Origin of the sequence: Streptomyces sp. NPDC002886 (assembly GCF_042888445.1) — a bacterium.
GTDB lineage: Bacteria > Actinomycetota > Actinomycetes > Streptomycetales > Streptomycetaceae > Streptomyces.
The window spans coordinates 83,879-96,316 of record NZ_JBIAPV010000012.1 but is presented as its reverse complement, the minus strand read 5'-3'; the positions used below and the strand labels follow the sequence as shown (position 1 = coordinate 96,316).

Below are 12,438 nucleotides of genomic sequence, written 5' to 3'. Positions count from 1 at the left end.
CCCCCTCCCGACCGAAGGACGAGGACACCGTGACCAGTTCCGCCCCCCAGGCGCCCGGACCGGCCGGCCCCGGCGAGCCCTCCGCCGACCTGCTGCGCCAGTTCTGGTGGCTGCACGACGCCCGCTGGTACCAGGGGGTCGCGCGGCGGTTCGGCCAGGACGCGGCGAACGAGGTAAACGCGGAGGCGATGCAGTTCGTCACCCGCCGGATCGCCTCCGCCTACGCACGGGAGGAGGGGCTGGGCCCGGGGCTGTCCGCCGCCGAGCTGGCCGGCGCGCTGACCGGCATCTCGGAGCTGATGACCGGGGACGCCGTGGAGGCCTCCAACAAGGTCACCGGCGAGGAGTCCTTCGAGACGGCGGTGACCCGCAACTTCGCCCTCGAGATGCTCGCGCGCGCCGGGACGCTGGAGGGCTACGAGTGCCCGTGCCCGCAGATGCGGGCGGGCTGGTTCGAGGGGCTGAAGACCGAGGTCAGCGACCACCGAGTGGAGTGCCTGCGCACCGGCGGCTCCGCCTGCCGCTTCCGTACGAGCACCGCGCCCGGCGCCACCGCACCTGCCGGCAGCACCACCACCCCCGGGAAGGAGACCCCGTGACCACGCCCGACCCCGGCGCCCCCGCCGCGTACGTCACCAGCGCCATCGAGCAGTTCGCCGCCCGCGGCGAGCGCGTCGCGCTGATCCACGGCGAGCGGTCCATGACCTTCGCCGAGCTGCTCTCGCTGGCCTACCGGACGGCCCGGGTCCTGCGGGACGCGGGCCTGGGACGCGGGGACCGCCTCGTCCTGCTGGCCGCCAACCCGATCGAGATGTCGGCGGTGGGCCTGGCCGCGCACCTGCTCGGCATCAGCTACACCCCGGTGTACGCGGCCGGCGGCGAGCAGGTCGCCGAGCACATTCTGCGCGACGCCGAGCCCGCGGCCGTGATCCTCGCCTGCGCCGGGCCGATCCTGCCGGGGCACCGGATGGCCGACCTCGCCCGCGCCGCCGGGGTGAAGCTGCTGTTCGGCCTCGGCCCCGGCCCGGACCCGGAGGTGACCGACCTGCTCGCCGAGGCCGCCCTCCGGTCGGACGCCCCCCTGCCGGTGGAGGCCCGGGAGGACGACGTCGCCCGGGTGCTGTACACGGGCGGCACCACCGGCCTGCCCAAGGGCGTCGTGTACACCTTCGGCGCGCTGACCGCGGCCGCCGGAGCCTGGGCGGGAGCGGCGCCGCCGCCGGGGCTGCGGTTCCTGGCGATGACCCCGATGGCGCACGCCGCGGGCGCGATCGCCTGCGGCCTGCTGCGCCACCACGTGAGCGTGGAGCTGTTCGACGAGTTCGACGCGGACGTGCTGCTGGTGCGGATCGCCGAGGCCTCCGCCGAGGGCCGGCCGGTCACCACGTACCTCTACCCGCCGTACCTGTACCGGCTGCTGGACCACCCCGGCCTCGCGGACACCGACCTCTCCGGGCTCGCGGCCGTCAGCTACGGCAGCGCGCCCGTGACCCCGCACCGGCTGGCCCAGGCGGTCCGCGGCCTCGGCCCCCGGCTGCGGCAGAGCTACGCCCTGACCGAGGCCATCGCGATCACCAGCCTGGGTCCCGAGGACCACGCGGCGGCCGCCGCGTCCCGGCCCGAGCTGTTCGGCTCGGTGGGCCGCGCGGTGCCCGGGGTGTCCCTCCGGGTCACGGGCGGGGACGGCCGCGCGCTGGGGCCCCGTACGGAAGGCGCGGTCGAGGTGTCCGGGCCCACCGTGATGGCCGGCTACTGGCAGCGGCCGGACCTGAGCGGCGAGGTGCTGCGGGACGGCTGGCTGAGCACCGGCGACCTCGGGGTGATCGACGAGGACGGCTACCTGTACCTCACCGGGCGGGCGAAGGACCTGGTCATCGTGAACGGCACCAACTGCTATCCGCAGGCCGTCGAGAACGTCCTGACGGCCCATCCGGGCATCCGGCGCGCCGCCGTCATCGGCGTGCCCGACCCGCGCACGGGCGAGGCCCTGGTCGCCGTGTGCGTGCCCGTGCAGGAGGACCGGCCCGGCCTCGTGGAGGAGCTGACCACCTCGGTGCGCGAGGCCCTGGGCGCGGCGCACGTGCCCGGGCGGTTCGAGTTCGTCACGGACATCCCCACGGCCTCGTACGGCAAGCCCGACAAGGCGGCGCTGCGCACCCGCTTCGCGCCCCCGAGCCCGACGAACACGACGAACGCGATGAACGCGATGAACGCGACCAACCTGACGTCCTCCGGGAGCAACGGATGAACATCGCGGCCAAGCCGTGGACCCGCCCCGCGTCGCCGCGGGGCCCGGAGGGCTGGCTCGACTCCCTCCGCGACCTGCTGGTGATCCCGCCGGAGCTGCGCGACGAGTGGGTGGAGCGGGACGCCGCGCTCGAACTGCTCCAGTGCGGGCCGGAGATCCTCGACGCGCTGCTGCGCGCCGGGCTGCCGCACGGCGGGACCCCGGGGGCGGAGCGCTTCGACCGCTTCGACCTGGTGAACCTCGCGCTCTACTCCGGCTCGGGAACCTCCGTACCGGAGAAGACGATGCGCTACGCCCTGCGCTGGATGCACGCCGATCCGCAGTCGCTCTTCCGGCCCCAGCGCTGGAACTACTCCGTCGCGCTGACCCCGCCGGCCGCCCACGGCCAGGGGGAACCGGAGCGGACCGACTGGAACCTGGCCACGCCCCACCCGGAGCTGAGCGGCGGCTGGACGGAGTCCCTGTCGATCGGGCCCGAGGGGGCCGCGCTCGGGGAGAAGGACATCACCGCGAGCGGCACGTCCGGGCTCACCGCCTCCGGGGTGCTGGTGACCTCCGGGGAGCGGCGCGGGATCGTCTCGGATCGGCTGCGCGCGATCGTGACCTCGTACGGCCCGGACCGGTTCCGCTGGGGCCGGATGCCCGAGGAACTCCAGTGGCGCAAGGACGAGGTGCTGTCCCAGGGCTACGCCCCCTGCATCTCGGTCTGCCTGGAGCTGGCCGAGCGGTGCCGGGAGGCCGGTTTCGAGGCGCGCACCCGGCGCGGCTGGATCATGGGGATGCTCGACCTCGCCCATTCCTGGCTGGAGGTCGTGGACGAGGACGGCCTGGTCAAGAACGTGGACCCGGCCTTCGTCATCCTGGCCGACCACCACGCCGAGACCCCGCACCCGGACATCGCGGAGGCCTTCACCGGCTCGCTGCTGAACCGGCTGCTGCCCACGGAACACCACGCGGACGAACCGGTGAACGGGTACCGCCGCGGCGGCGAGTTCGCCCATCCGCGCCACCAGACCGACATCCAGCTCTCGGCGGAGCAGCCCGCTCCGCGCGAGACGGCCGGGGCCGCCAACGGCTCGGGCAACCGAGAGAGGAACCAGATCCGATGAGCACGCCCGTACTGCAGGCCGACGAGCAGCTGCAGTCCATACTCGACCGCCTCGTGTCGATGTCCGAGCGCGACCACTACGACCCGTACACGATGTTCGACTGGCCGGACTCGCTGCCCGAGGACCAGTACTGGATGACCCCGGAGCTGCTGTCCATCCACGGGACCAAGGTGGCCGAGTCGTTCACCGAGGAGCAGAAGTGGGCGATCAGCAAGTGGGAGAGCGTCAACTTCTACAGCCTGAACGTCGACGGCATCCGTGAGCTGATCACCGAGATCATCGCGCGGATCCACACGAAGGACTTCGCCCTCTCCTCGGAGTACTTCCACCACATGATCGGCGAGGAGAACGCGCACATGTGGTTCTTCGCCCGGTTCTGCCTGCTGTACGGCGGCAAGGTCTACCCGGACAAGGGCGTCCAGCTGGAGATGAAGTCCGAGGGCGAGTCCGCCCACTTCCTGGTCTTCGCGCGGCTCCTGCTCTTCGAAGAGGTCGTGGACTTCTTCAACAAGCGGATGGGCGACGACGACCGGCTGCACCCCACGATCCGCAAGATCAACGCGATCCACCACCAGGACGAGTCCCGGCACGTGGCCTTCGGCCGGCAGATCGTCTCGCACCTGCACCGTCAGCTGCGGGAGAAGCTGAGCGCGGAGGAGCTGGCCGAGCTGGAGCTGTACCTCAAGCGGTACCTGCGCAAGTCCGTGGACGGCCTGGTGAACCCGGCGGCCTTCAAGGACGCGGGCATCCCGAACCCCTACCGGGTGCGCACCGAGGTGCTGGCCGATCCGGCCTTCCACGAGCTGGAGCGCAAGATGCTCAAGCGCTCGATGAGCTTCCTCGTGAACGAGGGCATCTTCACCGACGACGTTCTGCCGCGCTCATGAGCACCGCGACCGGCTTCGACGCCGTGCTCCAGTACCTGCTGACCAAGCGGCCCGAGCTGACCTCGATCGACCCGGACCTCGACCTGGTCGAGAACCGCATCCTCGACTCCCTCGGTTTCGTCAACTTCCTCTACGTACTGGAAGAACAGACCGGTGAAGAGATCTTGATGGAGCACGTCACCCCGTCCGATTTTCGTACGATCAACTCGATCAGGAAGAGGTTCTTTCATGAGTCCCGGTAGCTCGGTGAGCACAGGTCCGGAGGCCGGCCGCACCCCCTCGACGCGGGGCGGTCTCGCCACCCTCGGGCCGGGTGCGCTGAGGCTGCGGGCCGCGCTCGAAGGGGTGTTCACCGGCTGGGCGGCCGAGGTCGGCGCCGACGCGGTGCAGTACCCGCCCCTGATGCGGGTCGAGGACCTGCACCGGCTTGACTACTTCCAGAACTTCCCGCAGCTGGCGATCCTGGGAGCGGCCCTCACGGAGGAGGCCGCTCCGGAGTACGCCACGGGCGGGTCGCGGGAGCCCTCGCTGCCGGCCGGGCACCTCACGGAGGCCTCGTACGCGCTGCCTTCGGCGGCCTGTTACAACGTCTACCTCGATCTGACGGGCCGCACCCTGAGCGACGGTCCCCACAAGGTGACCACCGTCGCCACCTGCTTCCGCCGCGAGACGCACTACGACGCGCTGCGCCGGCTGCTGGGCTTCAGCATGCGCGAGATCGTGTGCGTCGGCACCAAGGACGAGGTCCTGGCCCACCTGGAGCTGTTCCGGAAGAAGATCACGGGCTACCTGACGGAGCTCGGGCTGCCGATCGAGATCGAGGCCGCCACGGACCCGTTCTTCGACGCGAGCGCGGGACGCGCGCTCATGGCCCAGCTCTTCCCGGTGAAGGAGGAGTTCGTCTTCGACGGCTCGCTGGCCATCGGCTCGCTCAACTTCCACCGCAACTTCTTCGGCGAGCGCTGCGAGATCCGCACCGCGGACGGCGAGCCCGCCTTCACCGGTTGCGTGGCCTTCGGCCTGGAGCGCTGGATCAGCGCCCTGACCTCGCACTTCGGCTTGACCGAGGACGAGCTGGCCGACCGGGTCCTGGCGGCCGGGCGGCCGTGACCCGGAGCGGATCGGAGGGGGCACGGCCGGCGGTCGTGGCCGCCGTGGCGGAGCCGGTCGCCGCGGGCCCCGGTGTCGTCCGCGCCTGGTGGGCCGACGGGCGCGGTCTGCCGGCCGGCGCGGTGGCGGAGCTGGCGGCCGCCGCGCTGGCCCCGCACGAGCGCTCCCGGTACGAGGCCGTCTCCGATCCGCTGGGCCGGGCCGAGTTCGTGCTGGCCCGGTTCGTGCTGCGCGGCGTGCTGGGGCGGATGCTCGGGCGGCCGCCCGCCCGGGTGGGCCTCGCCGTGGACCGGGCCGGCCGGCCCTGGGTGACGGGCGCCCCGGGGGTGGACGTGAGCATCGCGCACGCCGCGGGCGTGGTCGCCGTCGCGGTGGGCAGCGGGCTCGCGCCCCGGACCCGTATCGGTGTGGACGTCGAGGAGGTACGTACGGTCCCCCGGGCCGGCGAACTGGCCCGTCGACTGTTCTCCCCCTCCGAACGCGACCGCCTGGCCCGGGCCTCCGGCCGGGCCGGGGACCTGTTGTGGCTGGACCTCTGGACCAGGCGGGAGGCGTACGTGAAGGCCGTGGGCACCGGGGTCCGCGCCCTGGCCGGGGCTCCGGACCAGGACGTCGGTCACCGCTGGCACCCGCTGCGGCTGCCGGGCGGATTCACCGGGGGCCTGGTGGTCGTCGAACCCGGCTGACCGGTCCGTCCCTTCCTCTCTTTTTCCATCCCACCGTTCGAGTCGCACTTTCCGAGGAGCAGTTCCATGACTGAGAACACCGCCGCACAGCTCGCCGTCACCGTGGTGGGCGGCCCCACCACGGTCATCGACCTGGGCGGGCTGCGGTTCGTGACGGACCCGACCTTCGACACCGCCGGTTCCTCCTACGAGCTGGGCCCGGTCGCCCTGCACAAGCTGGCCGACCCGGCGCTTGCCCCCGACCAGCTGGGCCCGGTCGCGGCCGTCCTGCTGTCGCACGACCAGCACCCCGACAACCTCGACGGGGCCGGGCGCGCCTTCCTCAAGGAGGTCGCCCTCGTCCTCACCACCGAACAGTCCGCGGAGCGCGTCGGCGGCACCGGGCTGGCGCCGTGGGCCGAGCACGTACTGGAGCGACCGGACGGCGGCCGCCTCGTGGTCACCGCGGTCCCGGCGCAGCACGGTCCGGCCGGGACCGAGCCGATGCTCGGCGCCGTCACCGGCTTCCTGCTGAGCGGCGAGGGGCTGCCGACCGTGTACGTCAGCGGCGACAACGTCTCCCTGGAGCCGGTGAAGGCCCTCGCGGAGCGGCTCGGCGGGGCCGGCGTCGACCTGGCGGTGCTGCACGTGGGCGCGGCGCAGCTCGCCCCGTTCGGCCCGACGCTGCTCTCGCTGACCTCGGAGCAGGCGGTGGAGGTCGCGGAGCTGCTGGGTGCCCGCAAGGTGCTCGCGGTGCACCAGGACGGCTGGCAGCACTTCACGGAGGGTCAGGACACCGTCAGCGCCGCCTTCGAGAAGGCGGGAGCGGCGGAGCGCCTGGTGGTTCCCGTGGCGGGCAGCAGCTTCGCGCTCTGACCCACGGGTCGGGGAAGGGGTGGTGCCCCGGGCTTCGCGTGCGGCCCGGGGCACCACCCCTTTCGTCCTACGGTCCTGCGGTCAGGCGGTCAGGCGCCCATCGCGTGGTGTCCCCCGTCGACGTGGACGATCTCGCCCGTGGTCGCCGGGAACCAGTCGGAGAGCAGCGCGGCGCAGGCCCGGGCCGTGGACTCCGTCTCGGTGATGTTCCAGCCCAGCGGTGCCTTCGCCGCCCAGTCGTCCTGGGTGCGGGCCAGGCCCGGGATGGCCTTCCCCGCCGTGGTCCGCAGGGGGCCGGCCGCCACCAGGTTCGACCTGACGCCGAGCGGCCCCGCCTCCCGCGCGAGGTAGCGGTTGGCGGACTCCAGGGAGGCCTTGGCCACGCCCATCCAGTCGTAGCCCGACCAGGCCTTCGTGGCGTCGAAGGTCAGCCCGACCACCGAGCCGCCGCGGCCCATGAGCGGGAGCAGCGCCTTGGCGAGGGAGACGTAGGAGTAGGCGGAGGTGTGGACGGCGGTGGCCACGTCCTCCCAGGGCGCGGTGAGGAATCCGCCGAGGCAGCTCGGCGGGGCGAAGGCGATGGAGTGCAGTACTCCGTCGACGCCGCCGAGGTGCTCGCCGACCAGCTCCGGGAGGCGGGCGAGGTGCCCGGGGTCGGTCACGTCCAGTTCCACGACCGGCGGCTTCTCGGGCAGCCGACGGGAGACCAGTTCGACCAGGGACAGCCGGCCGTAGCCGGTGAGGACGATCCGGGCGCCCTGTTCCTGGGCGATCCGGGCGGCCGCGAACGCGATCGACCGTTCGGTGATCACTCCGGTGATCACGATCCGCTTGCCGGCGAGCAGGCCGCCGGTGGCGGGAGGCGCGGTGGGCTCGGGAAGGACGGTGGTCATGGGATCAGTGCCCCATTCCCAGGCCGCCGTCCACGGGCACGACCGCGCCCGTGACGTAGCCGGCCCGCTCCCCCGTGAGCCAGGCCACGGTGTCGGCCACGTCCTCGGGCCGTCCCGCCCGTCCCGCCGGGATCTCCGCCAGGTGCGTGCTCTTGCGGGTTCCGGACAGGGCGGCGGTCATGTCGGTCTCGATCAGGCCGGGCGCCACCACGTTCACGGTGATGCCGGACGTCGCGACCTCGCGGGCGAGCGAGCGCGCCATGCCGACCATGCCGGCCTTGCTGGCGGCGTAGTTGACCTGCCCCTGGTTCCCGCGCAGTCCGGCGACGGAGGACACGAAGACGATCCGCCCCCACCGGCCGCGCAGCATTTTGGGCAGGGCCCGCCGGGCGCAGCGCCAGCCGCCGGTGAGATTGGTGTCGATGACCCGGGAGAATTGCTCTTCCTGCATCCGCAGCATGGGCCGGTCCTCGGTGATACCGGCGTTGGATACGAGAATCTCCACCGGGCCGAGTTCGGCCTCGACCGCAGTGAATGCGGCGTCGATCTGTTCCGGGTCGGACACATCACAGCGAACGGCGAGGAACTTACCGTCCGGCGGTTCGCTGCGATAGGTGACGGCAACCCGGTCACCACGCCCGAGGAATTCCTCGGCAATGGCGAGCCCGATTCCCCTGTTTCCGCCCGTGACCAGCACCGTGCGTGGCAACGAAACTCTCCGTTCCTCTCGATTTCCTCGCGGCAGCCGGCTCGGTGATCAGCCCTGAATGAGGGTGCTCTGGAATTCCTTCATGTAGTAGGTGTTGCCGACGCGGACGGCCGTCCAGGAGACGATGAGGCGCTGGCCGATCGGCACCTGCTCCGGCTCGGTGTAGGTGTCACCGGGCTTGAGCAGCCCGCCGAGCCCGTCGATCACGGCCGTGGAGCTGGACAGGCAGCGCACGGTGAGCGGCTTGCCGATCATCCGGGTGCCGGCGAGGGGACCGGCGAAGGCCCCCTGGTAGAAGGACTGGATCGCGGTCCGGCTGGTGAGGTAGGCACCGTTGCTCGGAATCATGTGGCCGTCCGTCGTGAACTGGGCGGCGACTCCTGCGGCGTCCCCGTTGTTCCAGGCGGCGAAAAGCCGGTGCGGGACATCGGTGATGGCGGTCTGCGTCGGAGAACACACCGGGCCGAACAGGGAATCCTGCACGGGTTCTTCGACGGCGTTCGCCGCGGTGGCCACTCCGGCGAGCAGCATCAGGGAAACGGCGGGAATCGCAATGCGACGGGCAAGGCTCACGGAATCTCCATTGACTGACGATCGGAAGTTCTCGGCCAGTCTAGGGATGCTCGGGATGTCTGAAAAGTTTTCCCTCGGGAGCATCAGGAATTCAAATGACGCAGAATGCGGACCCCTTCGGAATTCAGCTTTCCGTTTCCCGTTCGGCCTTCTCCACGCGGACGGGCACCCCGTTGAAGACGGCCGTGCCGGAGAGCGGGTCGACGACCGAGCCGTCGGTGAGCGCGTTCATGCTCACGCCCGGCTGGGTGGCCGCGTGGGCGAGCCGGCTGCCCCCGCGCCCGTGCCCCCAGCCGTACGGGAGGCTCAGCACGCCCGCGCGCAGCCGGTCGGTGGGCTCCGCCGGTACCACCACCTCACCGGCCCGGCCCCGGACCCGGACCAGGTCGCCGGCGGTGACGCCCAGGCGCTCCGCGTCCCCCGTGCTGATCTCCAGGGCGCAGCGGTTGGTCCCGCCGGACAGGGCGGCGATGTTGTGCGACCAGCTGTTGACGGACTTCAGCTGACGGCGGGAGATGAGCACGAACCCGCCGCCGTCCAGCTCCCGCATCCGCGCCTCGAGCCGGGGCAGGTCCCCGGTGACGGCCGGCGGGCACAGTTCCACCAGGCCGGAGGCGGTCATGACGACCTCCTCGCGGCGGGGCCGCAGCGGCCCGAGGTCGATGCCGTTCGGGGTCGCCTTGAGCAGGGCCAGGTTCAGGCCACCGGGACGCTTGCCGAACAGGTCGCCGGCGGGTCCCAGCCGCAGCATCAGGTCGAGCCGCCGCTCCAGGGCGTCGTCCCCGGTCAGTTCCCGCTTGAGCACGGCCGGTTCGCGCCCGTGCAGGGGAGCTCCGGGGCGGCCGGAGGCGGCCCTCAGGGTCAGGTCGGTCAGCGCCTCGTCCACGCGGCCGGGGTCCCCGGCCGCGCTCTTGCCCGAGGCGATGAGGACCAGCCGGGCCAGGATCTCCGCCTCGCTGGGGCGCCCGGGCGCCAGGGCCCGTACGGGCGGGGAGAAGCGGGCGTTGCGGCGGACGGAGCGGCCGGCCAGGACCACGTCGTAGTGCGGTGATTCCAGGGCGCTGGGCGGCGGCAGGATGACGGACGCGTGGCGGGTGGTCTCGTTCAGGTAGGGGTCGACGCAGACCATGAAGTCCAGGCCGGGCAGGGCCCGGTCCAGCCGCTCGCCCTGCGGGGAGGCGAGGACCAGGTTCCCGGCTATGCACAGCAGGGCCCGTACCTGACCCTCACCCGGCGTCTCGATCTCGTCCGCGAGCGTCGCGGTGGGCAGCTCGCCGTTGGTTTCGGGCAGTCCGCGGACCCTGCTGTGCCAGCGTCCGGTGCGGAAGGGCTCGGCGGGGCGGCGGGTGGCGTGCGGGGCCTCCCCGAAGAGCACTCCGCCGGGGCGGTCGAAGTTCCCGGTGATGATGTTGACCACGTCCACCAGCCAGCTGGTGAGGGTGCCGAACTCCGTGGTGCAGGTGCCCAGTCGCCCGTACACGGCGGCCGTGGGCGCCGCGGCCAGCTCGCGCGCGAGCGTACGGATGGTCCCGGCGGGGACCCCGCAGGCGTCCGCGACGTCCTCGGCGGCGAATCCCTTCACCTGGACGGCCAGCTCGTCGAAGCCGGCGAAGCCGGGGCCGGGGTCCGTCGCCAGGCCCTCGTCGAACAGGGTGTGCGCGATGCCGAGCAGCAGCAGGGCGTCGGTGCCCGGGCGGATCGGGACGTGTGCGTCGGCGAGGTCCGCGGTGCGGGTGCGGCGCGGGTCGACGACGACGAGGCGTCCGCCGCGCGCCCGCAGCGCCTTGAGGCGGCCCGGCAGGTCGGCGACGGTCCAGAGGCTGCCGTTGGACTCCATCGGGTTGGCGCCCAGGACCAGCAGGTGGTCGGTGCGGTCGATGTCCGGCAGCGGGAAGGCGAGCGGGTCCCCGTACATCCAGCCGCAGGCCACGCTCTTGGGCATGGTGTCGAGGGTGGTGGAGGAGTAGATGTTCCGGGTGCCGAGCCGCTCGCGCAGCACCAGCATGTAGAGCGGCAGGGCCAGCGTGTGGATGACCGGGTTCCCCATGTAGAGGGCCACCGCGTCCTTGCCGTGCCGCTCCGTCACCCCCCGCATGCCGCGCTCGACGGCGGCGAAGGCCTCGGCCCATCCCACCTCCTCGAACCCGCCGTCGGGGCGGCGCACCAAGGGGGCGGTCAGCCGGTCGGGGTCGCTGTCGAACCGGCCCAGGGAGGCGCCCTTCGGGCAGAGGTAGCCCTTGCTGAAGACGTCCTCGCGGTTGCCCTTGACCCGGGTGACGACCTCGTCCGACAGGGTGATGCTCAGCCCGCAGGTCGCCTCGCACAACGGGCACACCCGTGTAGCCGTTCGCTCCAACACCGGTCGCCCCCACACCACTTGATCAATTGCGCGCAGTGTAGCCACGGGGGTCCGGGCTGTCCCGCGTTCTATCGCCCGTGGAGGCCGACGGCCCGGCGGCGGGAGGGGTGCGGGCCCGTCAGAGCCCGGCGGCGGGAGGGCGCGGCCCGTCAGAGCCCGGCGAGGAACTCCCGTACGGCGGCCGCGAAGCCCTCGGGGTCCCCCAGCTGCACGAAGTGGTCGGTGTCCAGGGCGCGGGACACCGTCCCTGGGCGCCGGGCGGTCATCTCCCGGGCCAGTTCGGCGGAGACGACCTGGCTGCGCAGGCCGTGGACCAGCAGCGCGGGGCAGTCGGTCGCGAGCCACTGCTTCCAGTGGTCCCCGTGGACGAGGTTCTCGGAGTCGATGGTGTCCTGCGGGTGGAACGGCAGCCGCCAGCCGGCTCCGCCGGGCAGCGGGCGCAGGGCCGGGGCCAGGGCGGGGGCGAGGGGGCCGCAGCCCGCGAGGAGCTCCTCGCGGGTCGCCGCGGTGTAGGGGAAGTTCCGTACGAAGCCCAGGGGGCTGACGCCGTGGTCGGGGAGTTCGGCGGGGGCGTCGATGTCGACGAGGGCCGTGACCAGCTCCGGGTGCGCGGCGGCCAGGTGGTAGCCGTTGATCCCGCCGAGGGAGTGGCCGAGGACGACGGTCCGGTCGATCCCGAGGTGGGCGAGGAGGGCGACCAGGTCGGCGAGGTAGCCGGCGCGGGTGTACTCCGCGGCGCGGTCGGAGTCCCCGTGACCGCGCTGGTCGGGCGCGATGACCCGCCACTCGGGCCCGAGTGCGGCGGCCAGGGCCGCGAAGGAGGCGCCCTCCGAGAGGTGGCCGTGCAGGGCGAGGAGGGGGCGGCCGGCGCCGCCGAAGTCCAGGTAGGACAGGGCTCGTCCGTCGATGGTCAGGGTGGCGCGGGTGGGCTGGGCGGCGGCGGTGTTCGTCATGGCGGTTCCCCCTGAGCGGTCCGGATCCGGGTGCCGGTGTGACCCCGTGCCAGAAA

13 protein-coding genes are annotated in these 12,438 nt (G+C 72.6%); 8 read left to right on the top strand and 5 right to left on the bottom strand.

The genetic code is table 11. From position 1 onward, the window contains the following. The first annotated feature begins 29 nt into the window (after positions 1–29). The 8 genes from ACFYYB_RS36040 (at position 30) to ACFYYB_RS36005 (ending at position 6,895) form a co-directional block, all read left to right on the top strand. Complete coding sequence (locus ACFYYB_RS36040) at positions 30–599, top strand: L-2-amino-thiazoline-4-carboxylic acid hydrolase (protein ID WP_389441525.1); 570 nt, start codon at positions 30–32, stop codon at positions 597–599. Beyond that, positions 596–2,248 (top strand): AMP-binding protein, encoded by a 1,653-nt coding sequence (locus tag ACFYYB_RS36035; RefSeq protein ID WP_389441522.1) that lies wholly within the window; start codon positions 596–598, stop codon positions 2,246–2,248. Before ACFYYB_RS36040 ends, ACFYYB_RS36035 begins: the two co-directional genes overlap by 4 nt. Further along, positions 2,245–3,357, top strand: a complete 1,113-nt coding sequence (locus ACFYYB_RS36030; RefSeq protein ID WP_389441520.1) for a hypothetical protein — start codon at positions 2,245–2,247, stop codon at positions 3,355–3,357. Before ACFYYB_RS36035 ends, ACFYYB_RS36030 begins: the two co-directional genes overlap by 4 nt. Next, positions 3,354–4,244, top strand: a complete 891-nt coding sequence (locus ACFYYB_RS36025; protein WP_389441517.1) for a diiron oxygenase — start codon at positions 3,354–3,356, stop codon at positions 4,242–4,244. Before ACFYYB_RS36030 ends, ACFYYB_RS36025 begins: the two co-directional genes overlap by 4 nt. Beyond that, entirely contained in the window at positions 4,241–4,486 is a 246-nt protein-coding gene (locus ACFYYB_RS36020; RefSeq protein ID WP_389441514.1) for an acyl carrier protein, read from the top strand. Before ACFYYB_RS36025 ends, ACFYYB_RS36020 begins: the two co-directional genes overlap by 4 nt. After that, the gene (locus ACFYYB_RS36015) at positions 4,473–5,354 is read left to right on the top strand and encodes an aminoacyl--tRNA ligase-related protein (protein ID WP_389441511.1); all 882 of its coding nucleotides are present in this window, start codon (positions 4,473–4,475) and stop codon (positions 5,352–5,354) included. The genes ACFYYB_RS36020 and ACFYYB_RS36015 overlap by 14 nt, the downstream gene beginning before the upstream one ends. A gap of 35 nt (positions 5,355–5,389) precedes the next feature. Further along, positions 5,390–6,040: a 4'-phosphopantetheinyl transferase family protein gene (locus tag ACFYYB_RS36010; protein WP_389441508.1), complete on the top strand. Its 651-nt coding sequence runs from the start codon at positions 5,390–5,392 to the stop codon at positions 6,038–6,040. 66 nt (positions 6,041–6,106) lie between these two features. Further along, the gene (locus ACFYYB_RS36005; RefSeq protein ID WP_389441506.1) at positions 6,107–6,895 is read left to right on the top strand and encodes an MBL fold metallo-hydrolase; all 789 of its coding nucleotides are present in this window, start codon (positions 6,107–6,109) and stop codon (positions 6,893–6,895) included. A gap of 89 nt (positions 6,896–6,984) precedes the next feature. Here the strand turns inward: ACFYYB_RS36005 and fabI are convergent, their stop codons facing one another. From fabI to ACFYYB_RS35980, 5 genes are all read right to left on the bottom strand, one after another. Beyond that, positions 6,985–7,788, bottom strand: coding sequence for an enoyl-ACP reductase FabI (fabI, locus tag ACFYYB_RS36000; protein WP_389441503.1), 804 nt, complete (start codon positions 7,786–7,788; stop codon positions 6,985–6,987). Positions 7,789–7,792: 4 nt separating this feature from the next. After that, on the bottom strand, positions 7,793–8,497 hold the full coding sequence (gene fabG, locus ACFYYB_RS35995; RefSeq protein ID WP_274553570.1) for a 3-oxoacyl-ACP reductase FabG: 705 nt from the start codon (positions 8,495–8,497) through the stop codon (positions 7,793–7,795). A gap of 48 nt (positions 8,498–8,545) precedes the next feature. Further along, the gene (locus ACFYYB_RS35990; RefSeq protein ID WP_389441499.1) at positions 8,546–9,070 is read right to left on the bottom strand and encodes an SgcJ/EcaC family oxidoreductase; all 525 of its coding nucleotides are present in this window, start codon (positions 9,068–9,070) and stop codon (positions 8,546–8,548) included. A gap of 124 nt (positions 9,071–9,194) precedes the next feature. Then, positions 9,195–11,426: a molybdopterin-dependent oxidoreductase gene (locus ACFYYB_RS35985; RefSeq protein ID WP_389441830.1), complete on the bottom strand. Its 2,232-nt coding sequence runs from the start codon at positions 11,424–11,426 to the stop codon at positions 9,195–9,197. Positions 11,427–11,578: 152 nt separating this feature from the next. Beyond that, complete coding sequence (locus ACFYYB_RS35980; protein ID WP_389441496.1) at positions 11,579–12,382, bottom strand: alpha/beta fold hydrolase; 804 nt, start codon at positions 12,380–12,382, stop codon at positions 11,579–11,581. Positions 12,383–12,438 lie beyond the last annotated feature (56 nt).

What these genes read in the sequence shown, in the direction of transcription:
- ACFYYB_RS36005 (WP_389441506.1), top strand. Translation starts at nt 6,107, where the DNA reads ATGACTGAGAACACCGCCGCACAGCTCGCCGTCACCGTGGTGGGCGGC.
- ACFYYB_RS36020 (WP_389441514.1), top strand. Translation starts at nt 4,241, where the DNA reads ATGAGCACCGCGACCGGCTTCGACGCCGTGCTCCAGTACCTGCTGACC.
- fabI (WP_389441503.1), bottom strand. Translation starts at nt 7,788, where the DNA reads ATGACCACCGTCCTTCCCGAGCCCACCGCGCCTCCCGCCACCGGCGGC.
- ACFYYB_RS36025 (WP_389441517.1), top strand. Translation starts at nt 3,354, where the DNA reads ATGAGCACGCCCGTACTGCAGGCCGACGAGCAGCTGCAGTCCATACTC.
- ACFYYB_RS36015 (WP_389441511.1), top strand. Translation starts at nt 4,473, where the DNA reads ATGAGTCCCGGTAGCTCGGTGAGCACAGGTCCGGAGGCCGGCCGCACC.
- ACFYYB_RS35980 (WP_389441496.1), bottom strand. Translation starts at nt 12,382, where the DNA reads ATGACGAACACCGCCGCCGCCCAGCCCACCCGCGCCACCCTGACCATC.
- ACFYYB_RS36030 (WP_389441520.1), top strand. Translation starts at nt 2,245, where the DNA reads ATGAACATCGCGGCCAAGCCGTGGACCCGCCCCGCGTCGCCGCGGGGC.